This is a genomic window from Desulfitobacterium elongatum (assembly GCF_055378975.1).
On record NZ_AP038772.1, the window covers coordinates 1,140,657 to 1,166,367 of the forward strand.

The following is a 25,711-nucleotide window of genomic DNA, read 5'->3' on the forward strand; positions in this document are numbered from 1 at the left end:
AGTGACGGATAGTGGTATAATAACTCTAAATTATGGAGATGGAGGAATACCGTGGATCGGAAGGATATACGTGGAATCGTTCAAGAGATATTAAAGGAGGATAGTTCCTCCTCAAATCAAGCCTCTAACACATACTTTATTGTTCGGGCCGAATCCAAACGGGAATGGGGGATGAGGCTGAGTAACGGGAACTTTGAGAGAGTGTCTACAGCTTCGGAGACCGGAATTGGTATACAAGCCTTTACGCCTGAGGGAGCTTCTGGCTTTGCATCCGTGGATGCTTTAACGCTCGAGGCGGGTCGGGACGCCAAGAAACGTGCTCTCTCACTTGCTGAGCGAAATGCGAAAATCGGGGCTGAGTTAAACCGAGAGATTTTTAAGGCTCCCCGGCTAGAAGAAGAGGGCACAAATCCTTCAAAACTCGATTTTGCTCATTTTTCTCTGACAGAGTTGCAGGAGCGGGTTTTATTTCTCCATAAACGGTTGCTAGAAAAAAGCCCGGAGAACTCCTGGCAGACGAGTTATCGGCAAGTCGAAGATACCTGGTGTATCGGTCGATCCGATGGTACGCTTGTTTCCTTTGTCATTCCGCGATCAGTACTTATGCATCAGGGAACAGTACGGGAGAACGGACGTGCAAAGAACGCTCTCGTGCAACGAAGTGGGATTGATGCAGAGATTCTTCTTCAGGAAAAAGAGGATGGCGATCTTGAAAAGCGAATTCTGGAAAGGATTGGATTCGCGAAGGAAGTATGCAAGGCGCCTAATCTGCCAAGTGGACATTATTCATTAATTATTGATTATGGTTTGGCTAAAGGGTTGGCACATGAAGCCTTTGGCCATGCCGTGGAATCTGATCATATCAAGGAATCTGTTCTCGGAGAGAATGGAAAACTAAGAAAAGGCCTGCGGGTAGCACGTCCCGGCGTACATATTACTGATGGCCCCTTGGTGGGAGACTGGGCGTTTCAACCCTACTCTTCCAATGGGCTCGTGCGTGAAACGGTTGAGATCGTAAAGGATGGAGTACTCCAGGCAGGGCTAGGGGATATTTTTTCTGCCGAAGAAGCTGGAATGCCTGTCTCAGGAGCTGGAAGGGCTGAGAGTTATGGGCATATTCCTCTTCCACGGATGACCAATATCCGCTTGATGGTTGATCGAGAAATTCCTTTACCCCCTGCAGTGAGCTTGATGGATGAAGTTCGTCAAGTGAGAGAGATATTGAAAGAGACAGGAGAACTTAACGTAGAAGGAAAACATCTACTTCTTCTAGGTTATCGTGGTGGGCAAGTCAACCCAAAGACAGGAGATTTTGTCTTTCAATGTGATGGGATTATCGACGTAGCTGATCCAGAATTGCCGATTTATCAACCGAGTATTTTCAGTGGTAAGATTCTTTCTGCTCTCCAAGCGATTCGCGCTGGTATGGGGGGAGGGTGTTATGATGCCATTGGAACATGCGGAAAAGGTGGACAATCCGTCGCATCCAGCGGGGGGAGTCACCGCTATCTCCTTCTCGACCGTGATGAAAATGTAAGCTTAGGGGGAGAACAGGGATGAAACTCGTGGCACAAATCGAAGAATTCCTTCATCAGGCAAAGACCTCACCGATAAAAGAGGAACTAAAGATTAGGGAATGGAGAGTGCTTGTTCAGGAAGCACAACTCATCTCCTTAGGAATTAAGGAGAATTCTCCTGGAAGTGTTTATACCCCACCAAGTTATCGACAAGGGGAAAGTGGTGAGGTCTATATTATCTGGGAAGATGGACGTTTGAGCCAAGCGAGAGTCCAGGCTCCTCCGGCCCGAGGAAGTAGAGAGTATTGGCAAGAGCAACTCGAAGAGTGGCGCCAAGCGTCTTACGAAGATCCGGAGGGAGCAGAAGTTACTCTACCTGAACCCTTGCCTCTCGTAGCCGTAGAGGACCGGGAAATACAGATGATTTTGGCTGGAGAGGATCAGCTATTATTTGACCAACTTGGGAAACTTCTTGAGGATCGTCCTGAGGCTGCAAAAATGAACGCTGGAATCCAAGCAGCTTGGGGTTATCGGCATGTTCGTAATTCGAAGGGCCTATCTGTCACCTATCAGGAATCCCAGTATTCTCTATCCTTTTCCTTTGATAGCCTTGTCGGCGGAGGATTTGCTAAGAGGAGGCTCATCCGCCCTGAGGAGTGGGAGAGTATCTGGAAACGAACGCTGACCTATTATGAAGCTTTACAGAAAGAAGCACTGGAAGTTACCTCTCAAACGACGGTCGTTTTCTCTCCAGGTGTGGTAGGCGATTTTCTGGGGCAATTTATCCTGCCAAATTTCTTAGGTCAAAGCGTTTTGGAAGGACAAAGTGCCTTCAAGGTCGAAGATTTTAAGAACCAAAAACAGATCTTTAGTGATGCATTGACCCTCCTTGTAGATCCACTGCGCCCCTTTGAATGGGGGTCTTATCTGATCACTTCTGAAGGGGTACCTGCAGTACGAACGGTTCTCGTTCAGAAGGGAGCCCTGCAGACCCCGATTCTGCGCATGAAGGATTCACGTCGTTGGGGAGCGCGACCAACGGGTCTTCCCAGCGGTACTTCAGGACTATACCTCAAATCGACTTGTGAAAAGCCCTGGGAGGATGTGCTCACCGAAATCGAAGACGGAATCTTTATTCTTTCCGTCTTAGGCATGCACACTCAAAATAGCGTTTCAGGTGAATACTCTCTGAGTGCTCCGCAGAGTTTGCGCATCCTCAATGGAAAAATCGTAGGTAAGCGGGATGTTAAGCTGAGTGGAAACTTCTTTAAGGATTTGGCATCTCCTGTGACACAGTTGGGGAGACCGGAGTTTGAGACGAAACCTTATCTTGTGGTGGGGACTGGGGTTCAGAATATGTAGGTGGAGGAAATTTTAAGAGATGTTAGACTTACATGTACACTTAACTGGTCATAAGGATCGGCTGGCTAATGCTGAAAATATTAGGGAATTCTTGAATCAAGCCCGTAGTAAGGGGCTTAAAGAGATTGGCTTTGCAGATCATGATTACTATTTTGAGGATCTGAATTTGTCACTTATCCGTGAGATCGCTGAAGACTATCCAGAGTTGAAGGTTCGAATCGGTCTGGAAGTCGACTATCGACCGGAGGAAGAGGGCAAGATTAATGAGCTTCTTGCGCGATTTCCCTTTGATTATGTCATTGGGTCGGTGCACGAAATGAATGGCTGGATATTTGATATTCCTGAACAAGAAGGGGCACATCGGGACCGAGATGCAGACAAAATGTATCAGGAATATTTTTCTTGGATAGAGATGGCGGCTGTGAGCGGATTGTTCACTACAATAGGACATCTTGATCTAATAAAGATCTTTGGAGTTCGCCCGCAGACAGATGTTCTCAAATTGGCAGATGCGGCCTTAACACGTGTTCAAGAAAACGGATTAGTGCTGGAACTCAATACCGCGGGGCGCTATAAGCCGGTTAAAGAGTTTTATCCGGAAGTCACATTGATTGAGGAGATAAAGAGACGGGGAATCCCCATGACCTTAGGGTCAGATGCTCATCAAGCAGAGTTTGTGGGACGAGATTTAGATGAGGCTGCGCAACTTTTAAAAAGCCTAGGAATCATACAGTTGATTGGATTCGATCAAAGAAAAAAAGTTTATTATCCTTTGTAGGTTCATAGAAAGGAGCCAGATTATGTACGAGCAAGAAATACGACAGCTTCTTAATGATTTGGCTTGGATCGATGATGTGAGTTATTATCACAGCCTTAGGGTCGGCTACTTGATGAGTGCGTTTACGGAAACTCCATCAGGCAAGCTGTTTTTAAAGCAAGCTTGGGTTACTCGAAATGAGTGTGTGGCTACGGGTCTTTTGCATGATATCGCTAGAGTCCGTTGGTCACGAGACGTTCTCCTTTCTACTGATAGACTACAGGATATGGATCGGGAGTTATTACTTAAGATCTGGCGAAATAATATTGAGCATCCACTTATTTCGGAAGAAATCGTTCTAGATTTCTATCGGCAAACGGGTAATCGTTTTTGGGAGCGGATTGCTAAAGGGGTTGCCGCACATCATGAAAATTATTCAGGGAATGGATTTCCTTATAAATTAAGAGGGACTGAAATTCCTTTGCTCGCACGCGGACTTCATCTTTTCGACAATTACGCCTCTAATATGGAAGTTCGTCGCCACCGAAAAAAACAGCTTGATCCAAAAGAGGCAATCAATAGAATGCGTGCCGCTTTGGGTGTGCTCTATGATCCTTATTGGGGTGAAGAAATTCTCAAGTTTTTGGACAATGTTCCTTCGCCTCCCGGGAACTTAGATGAATGGCTCAACGAGGAGATGAAGAATTTTCAATTGTAAATTTTCATGTTCAGGAGGAGAGCTTTCTGTGAATGAGAATCTGGATGAGAAATGGCTACTAGAAGAAGGTGCTGCCTTAGATCTAGTAGAAGCTTTAAATCTAAAGTATGGACTTGGCTTTGGAATCGCAGAGCATAATGACCGTCCTGATATCGTGATTGAGGATTACGTAAAAGGGATACGAATCGGGGTAGAGGTGACCCATTTGTTCTACGACTCAGATGAGGCTCGAAGAATGTTTGGCCGTTCTACGACGAATGAACGTCCCCCCGAGAACATAGAGGAATGTATTCGGCGGCTAAACGCCTTGCTCCTGCAGAAGTCTGAGAAGTCACATGGGTATGACCATGAGTCCCCCTTAGCTCTGCTCGTACGTGTTGTCTCCCGAGTGTTTAAGGAGGGAGATTTTCACGACAATCTATCAAAAATTATCGTCCCTGCGTCGGATTTCCAATACATCTGGCTTCTATTCTATGATTTTGATCTGAGGTGCTGGTCAGGTCTGGAAGAGCTAAGGTAGGGGGCGATATAACCTTCGCTACGCTATGGCTTTTGGGTATCCTGCATAAATTTCTCGGATAGAAATTCTCATCTTTAGCCAAACTATGGAAGAAATTCAGCGAGATGAGGAGCGAGAGTATGCCGTGGATGGAACTACCCTTGAATCCGATAACGGATTGGGATGAAGAAGGTTTGTCAGATTGGGCGGAGGCTTTGGGCGCTTTTTTAACAGAGAAGGGAAAAGGTGTCACTCCGTCACTCCAGGTACTTCCAGGTTATCATGTCCTAAGCTTAGGAGAAGATGAAACCGCCGGAGAATTGCTGATTAGCTCATCGGAACGTCTCATTGTCCTCACTGGGTTAACCCTTGTGAATTCCTCGGACCGGGAATTTGCGGGTTACGTGGCACGCTTTGCTCGGGAGATGGGAGCGATTGCTTTGAGGGCGCCTGTTCACTACTCCTCAGAAAAAGAATTCTGGAGGAAGTTGGGAGCAAAGGTTATACCAGACCCCGTTCCTCTACATGAAAAGGTCTGTCGTGAAAAGGTTGGAGTAGAGCCTTTATTCGGACAAAATATTCTCGTGACTTATCGGGGTAATCCTGCTCTATGTCTTGAGCCGATTTTTTGTACTGCCCGTCCCAGTGGTCCGATAAGTCTAGCAGCTCGAAGGCTGGAAAAACTTTTCGGCGGAGGTCGTCCGATTGGTTTTGCGAGTCGTGTCTCTGCTCATTCTCCTTGGGAAATTGAAAAATTACAATGGGATGATCTATTAGCATACAGTCGGCTTGAGGCTTATGAAGTATTAGCAAAGCTCGTCACACAAACTCTCCCAGAGGAAATCTTTGCACCGCTGTGAAAAGTCGGTATAATGGGGGAATGAGAAGAGAGGGGTTAGAAGAATGTCTACATATGAGACTGCTCATCAATTAGCACAAGAAATAACTGAGTCAGATGAGTACCGCGCTTTCATCGTGGCAAAAGAAAAGATTAAAGCTGATGAAAGTCACTATAGAATGATTCGAGATTTTCAACAAAAACAGTTCGAAATCCAACAGTCGCAACTCTTTCAGTTAGAGATCTCTGAGGATAAGCAACAGGATCTTGAACGCCTGTATAGCTTGTTAAGTTTAAATCCAGCGGCTCGGGAGTATCTGGAAGCAGAGTTCCGGATCTCTCGATTAGTGAATGATGTGCAAAAAATCATTGGGGATGCCATTCAAGAGGCTCTGCCCATAGGCTTTGAAGAGGTTGATGAACCTCAGCTGTTAGCGTAAGGGCTTGTCATTTTAGGTTTAAGTACATATATTCTAGTGGTATCATCGCCGCATTAAGTTTTGCCGTTATCTTTGTAAGAGGTAACGGCTTTTAGCTTTTCTCGATGGATACCGAAAGTATCGCTGAGCGGGAATTGTAGAGATTGTCTCCAGGATTTTGTTTTACGGTTTCACAGGATTATTGCACAGACATTTCTAAATAAACAGACTATAACAAGAGCTTCAAAGGCAGGCGAGCTGCATTGCGGAGAGAATCTTTTAGGCCGATGAGCGACGTGAGCACCGGAGACGTAGCGTGAAGCCGAGCTATGGTTCACTTCAGGTATTACCCTGAGGTTCAGCAAGGTAGCGAAGATGACTAGCGAGCGCCTTCGGCCGAATGCTCCCCCGCATTCGGGCTCTGAACCTATTAGATGAACGGAGCACTGCAGCTTGCCGCTCACCCAAAATCGTTTCCACTTTTACACACCATCCCCCTTGTGAAACTTTCTGAATTTTCAACTGACACGATCCGTGTTATCATAGAAGCAATCAACCACAGTCGGCTGGAAAAAGAACGTGAGAAAGAGGAGAGGCGCCCATGAAGCTTGACATGACTCTGGATGAATTTGAAAAGGCTTTGACTCAAGTCGGGTATATCACGGAAAAAGAAGACCGCATTGCCTTGACAGCCTATCTCGCAACACAGCTTGAGAAACCCATCTTAATTGCCGGGCCGCCAGGGGTTGGGAAGACAGAGATTGCTAAAGCCCTGAGTCAGATTCTGTCTGCACAACTTATTCGACTTCAGTGTTACGAAGGACTTGATGAGAATAAGGCGCTTTATGAGTGGAATTACCAGAGGCAGCTCCTTCGAATTCAGATGAAAGAGGATAACCTGCGCGAGGAAGATTTATTCGCAATGGATTACCTTCTTCCGCGTCCTCTTCTTCAAGGGTTAATGAGCGAGGAACCCTCGGTGCTACTCATTGATGAGGTAGATAAGACGGATGCTGAGTTTGAAGCCTTTTTACTCGAGGTTCTGGGCGAATTCCAGGTCACCGTTCCAGAGATGGGGACGATCAAAGCGAAGGAACGTCCACTCGTTATTCTGACTTCGAATGGGGAGAGAGAGCTTTCGGATGCCCTGAAACGTCGTTGTATTTTTCTCTATGTCAATTCTCCTTCGGTAGAAAAGGAGGTTCGGATTCTTCGTACAAAATATCCTGATCTTCCGGATAAACTTGCCCTTCAAGTCGCAAGGGCTGTAGGTCTACTACGAGAAAAGTTGGTCCTGCAAAAGCTTCCTTCTATTTCCGAAACCTTGGATTGGACGAAAGCGTTACTAGTCATGGGGAAAACTGAACTCGATCCTGCATGGGTCGAAGCGACTTTGAACCTACTTCTTAAGAGTAAAGAGGATTTGGAGCTTTTCTATCGTGAGATGGGCGCGGAATGCTTACTTTGGGATACGAAGTCAATCTGACGTTCACTGGTCTGGTCCCTTGGATACATAGAGACGAACTTGAGGGGGGAACCCTTGATGGAACGAAGTGATCTAGATCGTCATCTGCTCGAATTTGTTCAGCTTTTAAGAGACGGGGGCATTCCCATTAATCTAACCGAGGTCCAGGATGCTCTTTACAGCCTGGCACTGATTGGGTTGGAGGATAAGTCTAGGGTTGAAGGGGTTTTGCAAGCCACGATGGTGAAATCCGTGACTCAGGTGCCTTGGTTTCAAGAGGCTTTTCGGGTATTCTTTGCGGCGCCGGAAGCACAGTCTTCATGGCAAAATCAGGCTCAGCAACAATCTGACCGCTGGGAAAAAGGAATAGCACAAACGCGTGAGGAGTTGCGTTTTCAAGGAGAGGAGTTAGCTCTTACTGAGGAACAGCGAGCGACCTACATGCAGCTGCCGGAAGGAGAGAAGGAGCGTCTTAAGAAGTTCCTAGAACGTTCTGGAGAAGGAATGAGGAATGGAGTTCCTTTGGATCATTCCTTTCAGCCCATGGTGGAGCGTGTACTTCAGGGGTCTTTAGATTTCTGGCGGCGTAAGTTAGGTGAAGAGGATTTTCCCTTAGCCCCCCCGGGTGAGGCTGGACTATTAAGTGAAGTGGAACGCGCGATGCGTCAAAAAGAGATTCATTATATGACGCGGGATCTAAAGGATATTCCCCCTGAAGAATGGCCTGAAGTGATTAAGCTCATTCGGCGTCTATCTCAACGGTTAGCCTCTCAAGTTTCTCGACGTCTAGCTCAAGGGAAACGTGGAAGCTTGGATATGCGTCGTACTCTCCGCGAAAACATGGGCTATGGGGGAGTTCTTCTAAAGCAAAGTTACCGGACAAAACGTCGAGGGAGGCCAAAATTTGTTTTGCTCTGCGACGTGTCGGGATCTATGGTGAAGTACACTGAGTTTATCCTGCAATTTGTCTATGGTTTAACGAGTCTTGTGAGTGGGATTGAGACCTATGCCTTTGCAGACCGTCTGGTAAACTTAACACCGAAGCTTCGCTCAGCAAATTCCTTGCAAGGGATGCTTCAGGTATCCATGCCTGAGGTATCTCAAGAATTCGGAGGAGGGACGAATCTTGCCATTTCCTTGGAAGAACTTTTAAAGAACTATGTAGGATCTCTTTCCCGTCGAACGATTCTTTTCATCCTAAGTGACACACAGACTCTCGAGGGGGAAAGGGCTGCAAAGCTTTTGAAGACGACAAAGGGCAAGGTGAGAGAGATCCTCTGGTTAAATACTCTACCTGAGAGAAGGTGGAAGGAAACAAAAACAGTTGAACTTTTTCGTCCTTATTGTCAGATGTTTGAGTGTTATACCTTAGGACATCTGCAAGGTATCTTAGGTACACGATTGTAAAGGAATTTCTTGCTGAAGTTTAATTTCTAGAAAAAGGGAGCATACTATAGGCATTACGACATAGTACATAAGCTCACAATCTAGGAGGTAAATTCAGGTGTTGGAGAAATGTCGATCCTGTGGATTTGAACACGAAGATTTAGCTAAAGTTCTTTTTCGAAGAAATCATGTTAGTAATCGTATTTTACCGTATTGTGCTCATTGTATGAGACGACTTTATCAAGTTCCTTATCGGCCAGATCGAGATATTTAGTGTACTCCCATGAATATTTTTGATCGTGGAGGACAAAATATCTAATTACATATTGCCTAACTTTCTTCCCTTATGTTATAGTGACAAATGAGAATGGGGAGAAAGGGGTTGTTTGACAATGGCATATGTAATTAATGATGAGTGCATTAGTTGTGGAGCTTGCGAAGCTGAGTGCCCAGTAGGTGCTATCAGTGCTGGAGATGACCGTTACGTTATCGATGCTGATTCTTGCACAGATTGTGGTTCTTGTGCTGGAGTTTGCCCAGTTGGCGCTCCTAACCAAGCTTAATAACGAATACGTACCAGAAGGGGGGAGGGGCTTGTACTCTCCCTTTTTCAATGTAATGTTGACAGTAATGTGATTTTGTATTACTATGAAAATAGTAATTATTATAAAGAGTATTAGAAAATATTTCCTATCTTAGTAAGTTAGGAAATATTACTAGCTGATTTTTATTTTAATTATTTGTCCTACCAGATCCCTTTTTTTGGTTTCGACTAATCTCTATTTTGTTTTGAGGCTTGATTTATAATTTTAACAAGGAGATGAGCGACGTGAGTGCAATTGAAATTCTCAGACAATTGAAAGAGAAAGGGGTTCGTTTTACACCCCAACGGCAAGCAATTTTGGAGTTTCTTTTGGGAACGGACACTCATCCAACGGCTGATGAAATCTATCATCATGTGAAGGCGAAGTTTCCTGGAGTAAGTCTAGGAACCATATACAATACCCTGAATATGTTGAAAGAGCATGGGCATATCTTAGAGCTCTCTTATGGAGATATGTCGAGCCGTTTTGATGGGAATCCGAGTAATCATTATCATGTGGCCTGTACGGAATGCGGGCGAGTTGTCGATTTCCACCGCCCTTTGATTAATATAGAGAAGGAAGTGGAAGAAAGTACGGGCTTCCAAGTTCAGGGACACCGAATGGAGTTTTATGGAGTTTGTCCCGAATGTGCCAAAAATCTAAAAAAGTATAATTAGAGACTCAAGAGTAATAATCGAGAGTTTTAACAAGTCTGATCGTGTGGATCAGGCTTTTTTCTTCATCTTAAGAAGTTTTGCAAGGATTTTTCGTTAGTTTCTAGAACTATTGAAAAAACAAGGTATTTTATTGGGAAAGGGCAGAATCACTATGTTCAATCGTCGTCTCCTCCTACTTATCATTGCACTCGGTTTTGCTCTAGGGCTACTGATTTGGAATTGGAAGATACCCCCCGAAATCCCCTTGAAGGCGGCTTCAGGATCTGTTAGTGCGGGGCGCTGGGAGATGGATCTCACGGGGCAATGGGAAATGTATACTTCATTACGGCAAGCTTGGATTACCGAAACTGAGCAAGGGGCATCTACCCACAGTTTGACCGGAGGAACCACAGGGTATTTACCCTCAAGTGCAAAGTTCCATGTTGCTGCAAAAACGTTTAGGGTTCCGGCTGAATGGAACGCACGGAGCCTGCTCCTTCAATTGAATGGAGTGAAGGGGCGATTAACTGTTTATCTCAACGGGATGGAAAGTATCAACCGGATTGGGACAATAGAAAGTGAAGGTGGGATAGAGCGTTTAGAGATTCCCGTCAAAGCCCTCAACTATGGTCAGGATAATCTGATTCTCTTTGAGTTGGCGGCACCTCCCTCCCAAGAACAGACCCTTTTCGGAACTCGGTTTCCAGTAAAAGGACAGATTACGGGGTCTATTTCTTTGCAGGCAGTGATGGAAACGAGCCTAGAAAATCCTCAGCTTCAGGTTCAATGGGAGAAAGAGACTGCGAAGGTTCAAGTGAATTTCCTCCTGAGTCATCATGGATTTTCGGAATACGGACCCTGGTCGGTTCAGGGAGTTATTTCGGATGGGTCAGCAGAAGTGGCACAAGCGACACTACAAGTGAATCCTGATGAAAATCCAGTTCAATCCGTTAGCATGGCCTTTGACATCCCTAATGGGCGGAAATGGAGTCCAGGGAATCCTTATCACTATCAACTTTACCTGACAGTAACGAACGCAAAAGGGGGTAAAGATGACCTCGCGTTTCCAATCGCACTTTCTTCGCTACGCTTTGAGGCAGGGGAGTTTCTAGAGAATGGGAAAGCTCTACCCATCAAAGGGCAGGCAATATTACCGGATGAGGAATACTGTGTGCGGGAAGCTGGAGAAATCAATACCTGGCTTAAAGAACGCAAAGATAAGGGATATAATCTCCTCTATTTTGTCGGAACTTTTCCTGACGAACTCTGGTTCCAGGAGGCCGATAAAATCGGGATAGGTATCTGGGCAGAACTTCCTGGAAGTGCGATGGTCCCTGGAAAACGCCTCACCCAACCAAGGGTGTGGGAAAATTTGATTCGGGCAGGGAGTTTACATCCCTCACTATGGGCCTATACTGCGGGGAAAGGCCTAGAAGTTAATCCTAGAGCTCAGCTTCAAACGTATGAGAAGGAAGTTCAATCTTTAACACGCCCGATTCCGTCGTTTAGTGTGCGGCTTACCGACCAGCTGGCCTTTCAACCGGAATATTCCCCAACGTATACTGAAGGGAAAATTCAGGGGGCATGGGGAGAGGTCGATTTACCCGAAGGGACCTTTGGGGGGGCGATAGGAAAATGGCCAAAGGAACGTTGGGCGAGCGGGCTCTGGGCGTTTTTTGTAATGATAGTCGCCTGGGCTAATTTAGCCTCTGTGAATTGGCGCTACAAGGAGCTTAATACCAGAAAGCCAAAGCGTGCCTTGAGAATGGCCTGGTTCTGGCAGGGCTCTGCACTTTTATGCCGGGAGATAACCCTAGCTGGAGTGCTCACCTCCCTTCTTTTCTATGTGGAAGTGCCTTGGGCCCCATGGCTACCTAATCAGTGGCCACTATGGGAAGCCTTTAGATTACAATCCCCCTGGCTGGTTTGGCTGATTTTAGGATTATTCTTTACCTTGGGCCGTTTGCTACAAGTGGGAGTAGTTGCTCCACATATGCCAGAATCCCCTACGACGATGGGACTTGCTCTTTGGCTCGAGCGAAGATACCTATGGAACTGGATTGTTGCCCTTTTATGGGCACTTCTGCCCTGGGGAATCCCGCACTATATTCCAATCTTGGTCTATATTGGCCTGAGTCTTCTTTTTCTTCCCCTTAAAATCAGAGACGTACGTCGTGTTGGAGGACGGTATTCCAGCTTCTTTCTTGTTCCAGGATTTGTCCTCGCCACGGTTTGTATGATGAGTTTATTTCGGTGGGAGGATGGCCTCTATCTTTGGCGATTGATTCAAGCCTTCTATGCGGGATAACGGAGGAGAGTGCACAATCATACAGTTGCAGGGGTGTAAAAGGTGTTCATGTGGAATCCATAAGGATTCATAAGAATCCATTCAAAGGAGTAACAGAATGTTAAATAGTCATAGAATGGATGCCCATCCAGAGTCCTGGAAACCCAATTTTCTCGCGACGGGTGTAGGCAGCCTCCCTTATCAAGATGTCGAGACAGCCTTAAGGAAAGTATGGACTGCTTTGCCTCAGGCACCTCATTGGCCACAACTTCCTCAACTCGGATCGGAGAGCTCCTTTGTCGGGCAATATTTACGGGGGCTTGTCGAGACGGGTGTGCTTGAGGGATTTGAAAAACCTCGCTTCCAAGTGGAAGCTTTAGATTGGGTTGAGCGGATGACACGTTTTTATGAAGTTTATCTTCAGGCAGAAGCAGGTGATGAAGCTGCCCTAGAGCGATTTGGCTTTACACAAGCCGGGGGTACAGGTTTTGATGGATTCTGTGAGGATCTTCGTCAGAAGGGGACACGTGAGGCCCTTTTGCTTAAAGGACAATTGAGTGGCCCGCTGACTCTGGGTATGCAAATAACGGATAGTCATCGTCGCGCCTGTTATTATGATGAACTTCAAAGGGAAATGCTGGTCAAAACGTTAGGAATGCATGCTCGCTGGCAGACTAGGCGTCTGACCCAGTTTGGTCTCCCCGTCTTAATGTCCATTGATGACCCGGGACTCTATGGTTATGGAACATCGACTCATCTTACCTTGGATCGGAAGACCTTAATCTCTGACATGAATGAAATAGCAGAGGGTATCCTCGAAGAAGGTGGGATTCCAGGGGTACATGTCTGTGCGGGGACGGATTGGACTCTTATCTTCGATTCCAAGGTACAGATTGTAAACTTTGATGCTTATGAGTATATGACGAGTATGACTGTACTAGCTGAGCCACTTCAAGAGTTTTTACAAAGGGGCGGAATCCTCTCTTGGGGAATTGTACCGACTTCGCCGAAAGCTTGGGGTGAATCGGTTAAAAGTTTAAGAAATCGTTTAGAGGTGAACCTTAGCGAGCTTGTCAAGCGAGGGGTCGACGAAAATAGATTGCGCTCGCAGAGTCTTTTGACTCCAAGCTGCGGAACAGGAACCCTAGAAATTCCCCTTTCGGAAAGAATTTATGAGCTCCTACAGGAACTTGCCTATCAAATGGCACATTAGAAAATGAGGTTGCTGTTTGTCCTAAATTGGTATATAATAAATCCGAGTAATTTACTGAGGATTATAAAGCTGAGGAATTTTAAGGGGGTAATTCATATGATTACAAAAGAAATGACAGTGGGCCAAGTTTTGCGTTCCTATCCACAAACGGTTCAAACTTTTCTTGAGTTGGGAATGCACTGTTTAGGTTGCCCATCTTCCACGATGGAGAGTATTGAAGGGGCAGCTCTTACTCATGGGAAAAAACCTGATGAGCTTGTAGAGCAACTTAATAAAGTGCTCCAAGAAGCTTAATTCTTCGCTTTTGCATACTTAAAACGTTTGAGAGCCTACTCTGCACGAAAGTTCAGGGTAGGCTCTCAAATTAATCCCTACTGAAGGGAATTAATAAGGACATGTGGAAATAATAAGTCAAGAACGAGAAGCTCATAAGCACTGGAGGAATTTGAAGTGGAGCGTTTTAAAGTCGGAATTCTAGGTGGAGGACCAGGAGGATATGTGTGTGCCTTGCGCGCAGCACAACTTGGTTTATCTGTTGTTTTGGTTGAAGGGGAGCGTCTCGGTGGAACGTGTTTAAACCGAGGATGTATCCCTACGAAGGCCTTGGTTAAAAGTGCAGAAGTGTGGCGGGAATTAAAACATACGGAGGAATTTGGCATAAGTCTCGGTGATAAGAGTTTTGACTTTGAAAAAATTATGAGCCGCAAGGATCGGGTGGTCAATACTTTGGTCGGCGGGATCGAACAGCTTGTGAAAGCGGGCAAGATTCAAGTGATCAAGGGCTGGGGTGAAGTTAAAGAACCCGGTAAGATTGAGGTAGAGACAGAGTCAGGAAGAGTGAGTGTCGAGGTAGATGAGCTTGTTCTCGCTACAGGTTCAGTTCCTGCCCGACTACCCATCCCAGGTAGCGATTTCCCTGGAGTCGTGACAAGTGATGAAATACTGGAGATGAAGACGCTCCCTGAACGTTTAGTCATTATCGGGGGTGGTGTCATTGGTTTAGAATTTGCATCGATCTATCAAGAGTTTGGGGTCAAGGTCACGGTGGTAGAGATGCTACCCGCACTTCTGGCAAATATCGATGAAGAAATTCCGAAACGGTTAACTCCTCTCCTCAAAAGATCGGGGATGGAAATCATGACGAAGACCATGGTCAAGGAAATCAAGCAAGTGGAGGGTGGACTTCTCGTCGTGGTTGAAGATATGAAGGGGATAAAAGAAATTCCAGCGGATCTGGTTCTCCTTTCTACGGGTCGGAAACCTTATCTACGGGGAGTAGATGTAGAAGCCATGGACCTTAAGACAGAGCGAGGTGCTGTCCTCGTGAATCCTCAGATGCAAACCTCTGCACCCAATGTCTATGCGATTGGAGATGTCACGGGTGGAATGATGCTTGCCCATGTTGCGTCCATGCAAGGAATGGTCGCAGCAGAACATATCGCAGGACACCCAGTAGAGATGCGCTATCGTGCGATTCCAAGCGCCATTTTCACCTATCCAGAAATTGCGACCGTAGGGGAGACGGAACAAGCCATAAAAAACTCCGGAAGGAGTTATAAAGTCAGTAAATTCCCCTTCAGTGCCAATGGCAAAGCGTTAGCCCTTGGGGAAACCATTGGCCTGGTGAAAATTTTAGCTGATGAACAGGGGACTGTGTTGGGTGCCAGTATTATGGGGCCTCAAGCCAGTAGTCTGATCCAAGAATTAGTTCTTGCTGTTGAGAAAGGGTTGAAGGGAGATGAGCTCGCTAGAACGATTCATGCTCATCCGACCCTGCCGGAAGCAGTGATGGAAGCTGCACATGGAATCCTTGAAAAACCTTTACATCTAGCATAGTTGAGCATGTTTTAGCCCTTCCTGGTTACACTAGGAAGGGCTATTATTATTTCGACTAAGAGCGCTAGGGGGTTCTGTATATAAAGATAAATTCGAGAAAATAGAACGCGAACATTCGAAAAAAATACTAGTCAAATATTCGGACTTAGTGTACAATATCAACATGAATCCGAGAATATAAACAAAAGTTGGGTTCGAAAAAACACAAGGGGGAAAACAAGGTGTTAGAAAGGTTGTTTCATCTTTCTGAACGTCGCACGAATGTCCGTACGGAAATTATGGCAGGACTCACGACGTTCATGACCATGGCCTATATTCTGGCTGTGAATCCAAGTATTTTATCACAAACGGGGATGGATCCTAACGCTGTATTTTTCGCAACAGCGGTTTCCGCAGGACTTGTAACGATTGCAATGGGGTTGTTCGTAAACTTTCCTATCGCACTTGCACCAGGTATGGGACTCAACGCTTATTTCGCTGTAGTGGCTTCTGCTAATGGTGGTCAATTCTCCTGGCAAGTCGCTTTAGCCGCAGTATTCTTCTCTGGTATTATTTTTGTTATTTTAACCGTTACCAAAGTTCGTCAAATGCTTGTTGAAGCTGTACCCCAGGGGATTAAATCAGGTATTACCGTGGGTATCGGCTTATTTATTACGATTATTGGTTTAAAACTCTCGCATATTCTCGTAGCTGAAGTACACACAAGTCCCGATGTTGTCAAAACCTTAGGCGCTCAGGGTGGATTTATTTCTCACCTTAACTTCTGGGATTGGGATCTGAAATTTGGTGTTATTACGGCTCCAGATACTTTAACAGCGATAATTGGTTTAGCATTAATCGGTTTTCTTATGGCAAAACGTGTCAAGGGAGCACTGCTGTGGGGAATCATTATTACAACTCTCATTGGGATCCCACTGGGAGCGACAAATCTAGCAAACTTCCATTGGGCGCTTCCGAATTTTAGCAACTTAGCTGTCGGGGCGTTAGATATTAAAGGGGCTCTCGCCTCTGGAATTGGTACACTTGTTTTAACCTTTACCTTTGTCGAATTGTTTGATACTTTTGGAACCTTAGTGGGTACCGGTCAAAAAGCAGGACTTATCGATAAAAGTGGAAAATCTCCTGCGATTGGTAAAGCGATGTTGGTCGATGCCTTCGGAGTTAGTTTTGGTGCTTTAATGGGAACCTCGACCATGACTGCCTTCGTTGAAAGTGCAGCAGGAGTTGGAGAAGGCGGACGGACGGGTTTGACCTCCGTTACCACAGGGGGACTCTTCTTACTTGCATTAGTACTCGCACCCATCTTTATCATCATTCCAGATGCTGCAACTGCTCCAGCATTGATTATTGTTGGCCTCCTGATGATGAGTGGAATTAAGGATGTCGACTTTGATGACTTCACAGAAGCACTTCCTGCCTTCTTAACGATTATCATGATGCCGTTCACTTATAGTATTGCAAACGGCGTTTCCGCAGGTATTGTGTTCTATACCTTCTTAAAATTAGCTACAGGTAAATTCAAGGAAGTTCACTGGATGATGTGGGTCCTTACTGCACTGGTCATTTATCGTTATATAGCTCTGGCTGGAGCATAAGTTACTCAAGCTTTGAGCTACTAATGAATATTTCACTCATATATATCTGAAAGCAGGTTCAGATGTCTCTACCAGGCCACCAAGTCTTGGCTTGACTATGGGTGTGAAGAGGATTCAATGTCCCTCTTCCCCCTGGGCCATTGGTCCATTCTTATACATTTTAGTATCAATGCCGTTTCCGAGTTTTCTCGGGAGCGGTTTTTTTTGCTGCGCGAAAAGCTACTGACCACAGCATCGCGACATCCATCCGAGGCAAAAGAATAGGACCTTCTTCCTATTCTTTTAACTTTTATTGAAAAAAGTTACTTGACAAGCAGGAAATGACTTGTAAATGGAGAATAAGTGGGATAAAGTGGGGTAAAGTGGGGCAAAGGGAAGCCACTGTGGGGTGAAAGCTAATGTTCATGGGGGAATACCTCCATACGATCGATGGTAAAGGTCGGCTGATTGTGCCGGCAAAATTCCGAGAGGCCTTAGGGGAGACATTTATCGCCACTAAAGGCTTAGATCACTGTTTGTTCGTTTACCCTACAGACGAGTGGAAAATCCTTGAGGAAAAATTGCGTGCCTTACCTTTCACCCAACCAGATGCCCGAGCTTTCGTCCGTTTCTTTTTTTCCGGGGCAACGGAGTGTGAACTGGATAAGCAGGGGAGAATTCTCTTGCCAGCTAACTTGCGGGAATATGCACAGCTTGATAAAGATGTCGTTTTGGTCGGGGTCTCGTCGAGAGTCGAGATTTGGAGTCAAACACTTTGGACAGACTATTCTCGTCAGGCTGAAGATGCATATGCCAGTGCGGCAGAGTCTTTGGTGAACCTGGGAATTTAAAGAAGGGGTCGAAGGCCTTGGAATTTCATCATGTTACCGTTTTGTTAAATGAGACAGTAGATGGGGTATTTACTGACCCATCTGGGACTTATGTTGATTGCACTTTAGGGGGAGCAGGTCATAGTGGTTTGCTTCTGTCTAAGCTGACATCTGCAGGAAGACTCGTTGGTTTTGATCAAGACCCCAAAGCGATAGAAAATGCACGACAGAAATTTGGAGGGGATTCTCGAGTCTTGCTGGTCAACAAAAATTTTGAGCATTTAGAAGCAGCTTTGGAATCACTTAATCTACTTCCCGTTCAAGGAATCCTTTTTGACCTTGGGGTATCTTCACCTCAATTAGATGAAGCAGAACGCGGGTTTAGCTATATGCAGGATGCAGAACTCGATATGCGTATGAATCCGCAGAATCCACAAACAGCTAAAACCCTTGTCAATGAGTGGAGTGCTGAACAGCTCGCCGAAGTTATCTGGAAATATGGGGAAGAGAAGTGGTCCAAGAGAATTGCAGAATTTATCGTCAAAGCACGTGAGGAACGTCCACTTGAAACTACGGGTGATCTCGTAGATGTCATCAAGCGAGCCATTCCGGCGGCAGCCCGCAGGGAAGGGCCTCATCCCGCTAAACGGACATTTCAGGCTTTGAGAATTGCAGTAAATGATGAACTTGGAGTTTTAGAACGAGGATTGGACCAAGTGATTCGCTGCCTAGCTCCAGGTGGACGAGTGGCCGTAATCACATTTCATTCGCTAGAAGATAGAATCATCAAGGAGAAGATGCAGTCCTGGCTCGGGCGTTGTACCTGCCCTCCGGTGTTTCCGATCTGTCGATGTGGGGCAAAGCCCCAAGCTAAATTGATTGTGCGTAAACCAATTTTACCTAGTGAGAAGGAAATCGAGGAAAACCCTCGTTCACGAAGTGCGAAGCTTAGGGTAGCAGAAAAACTTTAACGGTCTAAAGAGGAAGGAGGAGGAATACCTTTGGTAGTAGCGCAGGAGAAAGTTGAATGGCAACAGCCCTTAGAAAGATCACCCCGGAAAAATAGGAAACCTGTCCAACGCAAAAAGCTACGTTCTCACTGGAAAAGTGTTCTGATTTTAGGATTAACGGTTACGATTGCCGCGGCTATGGCTACGGAAACCATTAATTTAACCGTTGTCAAAGGAGCACAGGTTCGGGCGATGCAGAAGGATATCACAGCACTAAAAGCGAATAATAATCTGCTTCAGGTGCAAGTGGATAAATTGCGTTCCGTGAGTCGAATTGAGAATGCGGCGATTGCTATGGGAATGGAAAAACCTGCGGGGACAGTATATGTGGCTGGAACGTTACCTGTCGCCAAGAACCAAATGGGTGCCGAGCCGACTCAAGCCGCATCGCAGCAAGTAGCGGAAGAGCCTTCTGCTTTAGAGCAAATCTCGCAAATGTTTACAAGCTTTTTTGCATCCACACAACGATAAAGAAAAGGCGGTTGAGTTACGGTGACGCCCTGTTAGAAGGGGTGGGGACAAGTGAGTCCTTATGTGGTCATGCGTAAACGAATCGCCTTTCTTTTTTTATGTGTAAGTGCCTTTTTAGTCGTATTGGTAGTCCGCTTGGGATTTGTACAACTCGCTCAAGGAGCTATTCTCAGTGATAAAGCGGATGAAAGTCATTTTCGGGGTGTACCAGTGGCTCCGAAACGGGGAAATATCGAAGATCGGAATGGTGAAGTCCTCGCTATGAGTGTGAGTACGGAAACGGTTTATGCGATTCCTGCTCAAGTTCGGGCCTCCGGGAGGACTCCAGAAATTACTCAGACACTATCCGGACTTCTGGGAATGACCCCCAGCGAAGTGGATGGTAAAATTACCAAGCGATCTGCGCTGGAGTATGTGAAGAAGCGGGTAACGCCAGAGGTCGCAGCGCAGATACGGGCCTTAGAGCTTCCGGGGATTGGAATAACGGAGGATAGTGTGCGTTATTACCCGAATGGCATACTAGCTTCGCATATTATTGGTTTTGCAGGGATTGACAACCAAGGTCTTGAAGGAATAGAGTTGACAAGGGATTCTCAGATGAAGGGTGTATCTGGAGCGGTTCTAACCGAATTCGCGGCAAATGGAATTCCACTTCCGTTTGCTGATCAGATGTATGTTTCCCCGAAAAATGGGAATACCGTGCGTTTGACCATTGATAAGAATATCCAGGCCTTTGCCGAACGTGAACTCCAGAAATTAATGTCCGGACAGGGCACGAATATGAACGGTCAAGCCCCTAAAAGTGCCTCTATTTTGGTGATGGATCCTAATACGGGGGAAATGTTAGCGTTAGCTACTGCTCCGACCTTTGATCCGAATCAATATCAGAACTTTGACCAGAGCGCACGACGAAATATTGCCATCCAAAACGGCTATGAGCCAGGGTCGACTTTTAAAATCATTACCCTTGCAGCTGCCCTCGAAGAGAAAAAAATTAGTCCAACCGGGGGTTTCTTTGATCCAGGCTTTGCTACGGTGTTAGGGAAGAATGTCCGCTGTTGGAAGGCGGGGGGGCATGGGAGTCAGACATTTATTCAAGTTGCAGAAAATTCCTGTAATCCGGGATTTATTGAGATGGGTCAACGTCTAGGAATGGATAAATTCTATAAGTATCTTCATGACTTCGGATTTGGTCAGAAAACGGGGATAGAAATGTCTGGGGAAGCTGTAGGAATCTTAGCCAACAAAAAAAGAGCCACAGCCTTAGACCTTGCGACGATGTCCATTGGGCAGACGAATAATGTCACGGCCATTCAACTCATAACTGCAGTTTCTGCTGTGGCTAATGGCGGAACGTTGATGAAACCACAACTCGTTAGGGAAATCGTCGGACCAACGGGGAAAGTCGTAGACCCCTTCGAGAAAGAGGAAGTTCGGCGCGTCATCAGTGAGAGCACCTCAAAACTTGAACGGGAAATTTTAGAAGCTGTCGTCACGAATGGTACCGGCCGCAGGGCCTTCTTACCTGGCTACCGAGTAGCCGGAAAAACGGGAACGGCACAAAAGGTAGCAAATGGGGCCTACATTCAAGGTGAATACATTGCATCTTTTGCAGCGTTTGCCCCTGCTGACAACCCTAAATTAGCGATTCTTTCCGTAATTGATGGTGTACCGTTCTATGGGGGTGCTGTTGCAGCTCCACCTGTACAGGCGGTAATGCTAGATTCTCTAAAGTACTTAGGAGTTAAACAGGATCTCAATGCTCCTCTTACCCCGAGTAAACCCATGCCAGGTTTGGAATTCGCACCCGTGAAAAAAGCGGCGACAGTTCCGTCGGTACTAGGACTTCCTTTAGCAGAAGCAGAGAAGGTTCTCAAACAAGCAGGCTTTAACGTTCTCACGGAAGGAAGCGGAGGAAGTATCCTCGATCAGATTCCCCATGCCGATGTTCAGGTGGAAGCGGGTTCTGGTGTCCTTCTCTATTTGGGAGCAGAGGCCGGAGCGCCGACTATGGGGCAATGGTGGGAGGACGTAGATGAAGATGTAGAGGCCTTTGAGCAGATGCCCTGGAGACAACCGCTAACTCAGTCAGAATAAGATACGATTGATTTAGAGAGCTTCATACTTGCTCAAGTGCACACTTCGAGGTAAAATGCTGTGGGTATATTGATGCTCGCCTGAAAGTAGTAGGGTTCAGCACGCTTTGCAAGGAATCACGTGCGAGAGCTGAGAAATTGTCGTTACCCCTAGGTCTGCATGGATTTCGAACTGTCTATACTAGTAGTTGAAAGGTAGTGATGAGGGTGAAACCAATCCAGAAAAAACTATCGGAAATTTTAGAAGGAATAGAACTTATGTCCTCATCAGGAGATAAAGAAACCATAATCCAAGGAATCACAATGGATTCTCGCCAGGTTCAACCGGGGGATCTCTATGCGTGTGTTCCCGGATTAAATGTTGATGGGCATGATTTTGCAGCACAAGCGATGGAAAAAGGGGCCACTGCAATTCTAGTCGAGAGGATCCTACCTCTAGAGGTTCCGCAGCTCCAGGTGAAGAATGTGCGTGAAATCTTAGGTGAGATTGCGGCCAATATCTATGACCACCCCGCTAACCATTTGGAAGTGATTGGGGTGACAGGGACCAATGGGAAGACGACAATTACCCATTTGATCGAGCGCATCGCGATGGAAAATGGAAAAAAGGTGGGCCTGATTGGTACACTAGGCGCGCGAATTGCTGGGCGTGAGATTCCTGGAAGTCGCACCACTCCTGAGTCAATTGATCTTCAGAAACTCCTCGCAGAGATGGAGGCTGAAGGTGTAGAGTTGGCTGTGATGGAAGTATCTTCCCATGCGTTGGTTTTGGGACGGGTTACAGGATGCGAGTTTGATGCAGGAATTTTTACGAATTTGACACAAGATCATCTCGATTATCATAAGACAATGGAGGAGTATCTCCAGGCCAAGGCACGGCTTTTTAGTGGGTTAACTGGCTCGAAACAGCCGAAGATTGGGGTGGTGAACGGGGATGACCCTGCTTCAGTGACGTTAAGTCAGCTCTCCGCCGCACCGGTTGTGACTTATGGGGTGAAGGCGGAGAAGCTGGATTACCGAGCAGCAGAAATTGAGCTGAAAGCGGAGGGGATCCGGTTTATAGTGCATTTCAAAGGAAAAGCTCAGGAAGTTAAGTATTCTACCCCAGGTATGTTTAGCGTCTATAATGCCCTGGCAGCCTTCGCTTGGGGAGTTGAAAGCGGACGAGATCCCGAACAAGTCGCAAGAGCTCTTGCTGAGGTTGAAGGGGTTTCTGGTCGCTTTGAAAGTGTTCGGATGGGGCAACCGTTTCCAGTGATTGTGGATTATGCTCATACACCGGATGGCCTAGAAAATGTCCTCCGTACTGCTCGCGAATTCACGCGGGGACGTCTGATTACAGTCTTTGGCTGTGGGGGAGATCGGGATAAAGGAAAACGTCCGAAGATGGGAGCGATATCGGCCGATTTAAGCGATTTTGTGATTGTAACCTCGGATAATCCTCGAACGGAAGAGCCTCATCAGATTATTAAGGATGTTCTAGCAGGAGTAGTGGGTGTAGAACACACAACGATTGAGAACGTCGAGAGGCAATCGAAAGCGCCTGCCGTATGGCAAAGCAAGGAGATACAATTCTTATCGCAGGAAAAGGACATGAAGATTATCAGATTATCGGAAAAGAAGTCTTTCCCTTTGATGATCGGGAAGTTGCTCGAGATGCCTTAAGGGGGCTAGGCTATGTGGAATAGCAGGCAGGTCGCCAATTTTATTAATGGAGAATTGATAGGAAATTCCGAAGTTCAGACCTTCGGTTGTATCATTGATAGTCGGCAAGCGCAAGGAGGGGAAATCTTCTTTGCCCTTTCAGGTGAGAATGTCGATGGTCATAACTTTATCGAGGCCGCTTGGGACAAGGGTGCGGCCGTGGTTATCGCAGAACAAGAAAGTCTCAGAAGACGCAAGGCGGTTCAAGTTCCAGAAGGGAAAGCCCTTATTCAAGTTGAATCTGGGCTTATGGCTATGCGGCTACTCGCCAAAGCATGGCGTTGTGAGCTGGGGGCCAAGGTTATTGGAATCACGGGTAGTAACGGAAAAACCACGACTAAGGATATGATCGCTGCAGTCCTCGCCCAAAAGCATCAGGTGCATAAAAATAAGGAAAACCATAACAATGAACTGGGACTACCGATGACAATTCTCAATGCTCCTTTAGGTACGGAAATCCTCATTTTAGAGATGGGTATGCGAGGATTAGGACAAATCACGGCCCTTTGTGAGATCGCGAAGCCTGATGTCGGTGTGATTACGAATATAGGCACAACCCACATGGAACTTCTGGGTTCCGAGGAGAATATCGCACGGGCAAAATGGGAATTGATTGAGGCCCTACCTGTAGAGGGGATTGCGGTCATCAATGCGGAGGACCATTGGAGTGTTAAACAGGCCGCAAAGGATGCTCATTCCCAACGTTTTTATGGATTGCAAGGCACCTACCATGAGCCGGATCTGCGTGGAGTGAAGCTAACACCTGTAGGCACATTAGGAACGCAATTTGACGTTGACGCGCTAGATATAAAATCGGAAGTTAACGAAAAAACACACGCCACTATAGACTTACCACTTCCAGGCGAGCATAATGTTCTCGATGCCTTAGCAGCGCTTAGCGTAGGACTTCTCTTTGGAGTTTCTCTAAGCGAGGGCTGTAAGGGCTTAGCCGAAATGGAATTATCCCGAATGCGACTCGAACTTCACCCAGGAATTTATGGCAGCACCTTAATCAGTGATGTTTATAACGCAAATCCTACATCCATGAAAGCTTCACTGAAAGTCTTGCGTGAACGGAGTGGAGTCTCCACGCTGGCGATTCTTGGTGAGATGTATGAATTGGGCGAAGCCAGTGAAAGTGGTCATTATGAGGTGGGGCAAACTGTGTCAGAACTCGGGATAACTGAGCTAATAGCTGTAGGGGAACTCGCTGAGGAAATCGCTCGGGGGGCGAGGGAAAAGGGAATGCCGACTTCGGTTATTTATTCCTGTAAAAATCGCGAGGAGGCCATTGGGAAGGCTCGAGAGGTGCTCTCGCACTTGGACTGGGGTACCTGGGTACTCATTAAGGCATCACGCGGAATGAGAATGGAAGAAGTGACGAAGGCACTTCGCGAAGGATAGGAGAAAAGGAAGGAATCAATCCATGTCAGAACGTTTACTAATGGCCGGGGGCTTAGCACTCCTAATAACGTTAATTCTAGGGCCGTTTATGATCCCTATTTTACGAGTGTTAAAATTTGGACAAAATATCCGTGAGGATGGACCCCAACGCCACCTAGCTAAAGCAGGTACCCCGACCATGGGTGGAATTATCTTTTTGGTGGGGATTGTGGCGAGCTCACTCCTCACAGCAGAACAACCGACGTCTTTGGAGATGGTTATGCTTGTCGGGACGATGCTAGGCTATGGACTTATTGGTTTTATTGACGACTTTATCAAGGTTGTTATGCATCGCTCGCTGGGCCTGAGAGCGTATCAGAAGCTCATTGGGCAATTTGCCTTGGCTTTTCTTCTAACTTGGGCAGCCGTGCGTTTCTTAGGACGAGGTACTGATCTCGTTATACCCTTTACTGCTTATCATTTGGATTTAGGACTATTCTATTACCCCTTTGTTGCTTTTATCATTGTGGGAATTGCAAATGCAGTGAACCTAACGGATGGCTTAGATGGACTAGCAGCGGGAACGACATGTTTTAGTGCACTGAGTTATATGTTGATTGCCTTGCTAGGTGCAGCCCAAGGTGGTGGTGTCGCGATTCTAGCATATGAATCCGATCTTGCAGTCTTTGCAGCCGCACTAGCGGGTGGATGCCTTGGATTTTTACGATTCAATAAATATCCCGCCCGGGTCTTCATGGGAGACACCGGGTCTTTGGCGTTGGGTGGTGCGTTAGTTGGACTAGCGGTGCTTACCAAGACAGAGCTAATTCTTATTTTGTTGGGTGGAGTGTATGTTGTTGAGGCCTTATCCGTTATTATTCAAGTCATCTCCTTCCAGACGACCGGGAAACGAGTCTTTCTGATGAGTCCTGTGCACCATCATTTTGAACTATTGGGTTGGAAAGAATGGAAAGTTGTCATCACCTTCTGGAGTGCGGCCATTTTATGCGGTATTTTAGGAATTCTGGCGTATGTAGCAGGGCTAAGCTAATAAATTGCTGGGGAACTGAAACAGGGGGGCAGCTTCGTTGTTTCGGGTTTAATCA

General features: G+C 46.3%; 24 protein-coding genes, 1 pseudogene and 1 riboswitch. Of the genes and pseudogenes, 24 read left to right on the top strand and 1 reads right to left on the bottom strand.

The features are described from left to right. The first annotated feature begins 51 nt into the window (after positions 1 to 51). The 7 genes from ACZ42W_RS05260 to ACZ42W_RS05290 all read left to right on the top strand — a co-directional run bounded on the left by ACZ42W_RS05260 (position 52) and on the right by ACZ42W_RS05290 (position 6,131). On the top strand, positions 52 to 1,560 hold the full coding sequence (locus ACZ42W_RS05260) for a TldD/PmbA family protein (RefSeq protein WP_464168948.1): 1,509 nt from the start codon (positions 52 to 54) through the stop codon (positions 1,558 to 1,560). After that, a complete protein-coding gene (locus ACZ42W_RS05265) occupies positions 1,557 to 2,879 on the top strand; it encodes a metallopeptidase TldD-related protein (RefSeq protein WP_464168949.1) in 1,323 nt (440 codons plus the stop codon). Before ACZ42W_RS05260 ends, ACZ42W_RS05265 begins: the two co-directional genes overlap by 4 nt. Positions 2,880 to 2,898: 19 nt before the next feature. Next, positions 2,899 to 3,657: a histidinol-phosphatase HisJ family protein gene (locus ACZ42W_RS05270; protein WP_464168950.1), complete on the top strand. Its 759-nt coding sequence runs from the start codon at positions 2,899 to 2,901 to the stop codon at positions 3,655 to 3,657. A 22-nt stretch (positions 3,658 to 3,679) separates the two neighbouring features. Then, positions 3,680 to 4,354 carry an HD-GYP domain-containing protein gene (locus ACZ42W_RS05275; RefSeq protein WP_464168951.1) on the top strand — a complete coding sequence of 225 codons (675 nt, stop codon included), beginning with the start codon at positions 3,680 to 3,682 and terminating at the stop codon, positions 4,352 to 4,354. Between the two features lie 28 nt (positions 4,355 to 4,382). After that, positions 4,383 to 4,874 (top strand): hypothetical protein, encoded by a 492-nt coding sequence (locus ACZ42W_RS05280; protein WP_464168952.1) that lies wholly within the window; start codon positions 4,383 to 4,385, stop codon positions 4,872 to 4,874. 119 nt (positions 4,875 to 4,993) lie between these two features. Further along, positions 4,994 to 5,713 (top strand): hypothetical protein, encoded by a 720-nt coding sequence (locus ACZ42W_RS05285; RefSeq protein ID WP_464168953.1) that lies wholly within the window; start codon positions 4,994 to 4,996, stop codon positions 5,711 to 5,713. Between the two features lie 43 nt (positions 5,714 to 5,756). Then, on the top strand, positions 5,757 to 6,131 hold the full coding sequence (locus tag ACZ42W_RS05290; protein ID WP_464168954.1) for a YlbF/YmcA family competence regulator: 375 nt from the start codon (positions 5,757 to 5,759) through the stop codon (positions 6,129 to 6,131). Positions 6,132 to 6,449: 318 nt separating this feature from the next. Here ACZ42W_RS05290 and ACZ42W_RS05295 read toward each other — a convergent pair whose 3' ends face one another. Beyond that, on the bottom strand, positions 6,450 to 6,590 hold the full coding sequence (locus tag ACZ42W_RS05295; protein ID WP_464168955.1) for a hypothetical protein: 141 nt from the start codon (positions 6,588 to 6,590) through the stop codon (positions 6,450 to 6,452). A 121-nt stretch (positions 6,591 to 6,711) separates the two neighbouring features. On the opposite strand from ACZ42W_RS05295, the gene ACZ42W_RS05300 reads away from it, so the two are divergent. The 17 genes and pseudogenes from ACZ42W_RS05300 (at position 6,712) to mraY (ending at position 25,656) form a co-directional block, all read left to right on the top strand. Beyond that, positions 6,712 to 7,596 (top strand): AAA family ATPase, encoded by an 885-nt coding sequence (locus tag ACZ42W_RS05300; RefSeq protein ID WP_464168957.1) that lies wholly within the window; start codon positions 6,712 to 6,714, stop codon positions 7,594 to 7,596. A gap of 57 nt (positions 7,597 to 7,653) precedes the next feature. Further along, entirely contained in the window at positions 7,654 to 8,982 is a 1,329-nt protein-coding gene (locus ACZ42W_RS05305) for a vWA domain-containing protein (RefSeq protein WP_464168959.1), read from the top strand. A 97-nt stretch (positions 8,983 to 9,079) separates the two neighbouring features. Further along, positions 9,080 to 9,235, top strand: coding sequence for a hypothetical protein (locus tag ACZ42W_RS05310; RefSeq protein ID WP_464168961.1), 156 nt, complete (start codon positions 9,080 to 9,082; stop codon positions 9,233 to 9,235). Positions 9,236 to 9,353: 118 nt separating this feature from the next. Next, positions 9,354 to 9,524 carry a DUF362 domain-containing protein gene (locus tag ACZ42W_RS05315; RefSeq protein WP_464168963.1) on the top strand — a complete coding sequence of 57 codons (171 nt, stop codon included), beginning with the start codon at positions 9,354 to 9,356 and terminating at the stop codon, positions 9,522 to 9,524. A 266-nt stretch (positions 9,525 to 9,790) separates the two neighbouring features. After that, entirely contained in the window at positions 9,791 to 10,222 is a 432-nt protein-coding gene (locus ACZ42W_RS05320; RefSeq protein WP_464168965.1) for a Fur family transcriptional regulator, read from the top strand. A gap of 151 nt (positions 10,223 to 10,373) precedes the next feature. Next, positions 10,374 to 12,509, top strand: coding sequence for a glycoside hydrolase family 2 protein (locus ACZ42W_RS05325; protein ID WP_464168966.1), 2,136 nt, complete (start codon positions 10,374 to 10,376; stop codon positions 12,507 to 12,509). A gap of 97 nt (positions 12,510 to 12,606) precedes the next feature. Then, positions 12,607 to 13,701, top strand: a complete 1,095-nt coding sequence (locus ACZ42W_RS05330) for a methionine synthase (protein WP_464168967.1) — start codon at positions 12,607 to 12,609, stop codon at positions 13,699 to 13,701. Positions 13,702 to 13,797: 96 nt separating this feature from the next. Then, positions 13,798 to 13,995 (top strand): DUF1858 domain-containing protein, encoded by a 198-nt coding sequence (locus ACZ42W_RS05335; RefSeq protein ID WP_464168969.1) that lies wholly within the window; start codon positions 13,798 to 13,800, stop codon positions 13,993 to 13,995. A 156-nt stretch (positions 13,996 to 14,151) separates the two neighbouring features. After that, on the top strand, positions 14,152 to 15,537 hold the full coding sequence (lpdA, locus tag ACZ42W_RS05340) for a dihydrolipoyl dehydrogenase (protein ID WP_464168971.1): 1,386 nt from the start codon (positions 14,152 to 14,154) through the stop codon (positions 15,535 to 15,537). A gap of 221 nt (positions 15,538 to 15,758) precedes the next feature. Continuing rightward, positions 15,759 to 17,132: an NCS2 family permease gene (locus ACZ42W_RS05345; protein WP_464168972.1), complete on the top strand. Its 1,374-nt coding sequence runs from the start codon at positions 15,759 to 15,761 to the stop codon at positions 17,130 to 17,132. A gap of 16 nt (positions 17,133 to 17,148) precedes the next feature. Continuing rightward, positions 17,149 to 17,250: riboswitch (purine riboswitch) on the top strand. 280 nt (positions 17,251 to 17,530) lie between these two features. After that, entirely contained in the window at positions 17,531 to 17,962 is a 432-nt protein-coding gene (mraZ, locus tag ACZ42W_RS05350) for a division/cell wall cluster transcriptional repressor MraZ (protein ID WP_464168974.1), read from the top strand. 17 nt (positions 17,963 to 17,979) lie between these two features. Further along, positions 17,980 to 18,912 (top strand): 16S rRNA (cytosine(1402)-N(4))-methyltransferase RsmH, encoded by a 933-nt coding sequence (gene rsmH, locus ACZ42W_RS05355; protein WP_464168976.1) that lies wholly within the window; start codon positions 17,980 to 17,982, stop codon positions 18,910 to 18,912. Between the two features lie 30 nt (positions 18,913 to 18,942). Beyond that, on the top strand, positions 18,943 to 19,422 hold the full coding sequence (locus ACZ42W_RS05360) for a septum formation initiator (RefSeq protein ID WP_464168978.1): 480 nt from the start codon (positions 18,943 to 18,945) through the stop codon (positions 19,420 to 19,422). 51 nt (positions 19,423 to 19,473) lie between these two features. Further along, positions 19,474 to 21,519 carry a penicillin-binding transpeptidase domain-containing protein gene (locus ACZ42W_RS05365; protein WP_464168980.1) on the top strand — a complete coding sequence of 682 codons (2,046 nt, stop codon included), beginning with the start codon at positions 19,474 to 19,476 and terminating at the stop codon, positions 21,517 to 21,519. 200 nt (positions 21,520 to 21,719) lie between these two features. Next, positions 21,720 to 23,206, top strand: a pseudogene (locus ACZ42W_RS05370) (UDP-N-acetylmuramoyl-L-alanyl-D-glutamate--2,6-diaminopimelate ligase). Beyond that, on the top strand, positions 23,196 to 24,626 hold the full coding sequence (locus ACZ42W_RS05375) for a UDP-N-acetylmuramoyl-tripeptide--D-alanyl-D-alanine ligase (protein WP_464168982.1): 1,431 nt from the start codon (positions 23,196 to 23,198) through the stop codon (positions 24,624 to 24,626). The pseudogene ACZ42W_RS05370 and the gene ACZ42W_RS05375 overlap by 11 nt, the downstream one beginning before the upstream one ends. Positions 24,627 to 24,648: 22 nt before the next feature. Continuing rightward, positions 24,649 to 25,656, top strand: a complete 1,008-nt coding sequence (gene mraY / locus ACZ42W_RS05380) for a phospho-N-acetylmuramoyl-pentapeptide-transferase (RefSeq protein ID WP_464168984.1) — start codon at positions 24,649 to 24,651, stop codon at positions 25,654 to 25,656. Positions 25,657 to 25,711 lie beyond the last annotated feature (55 nt).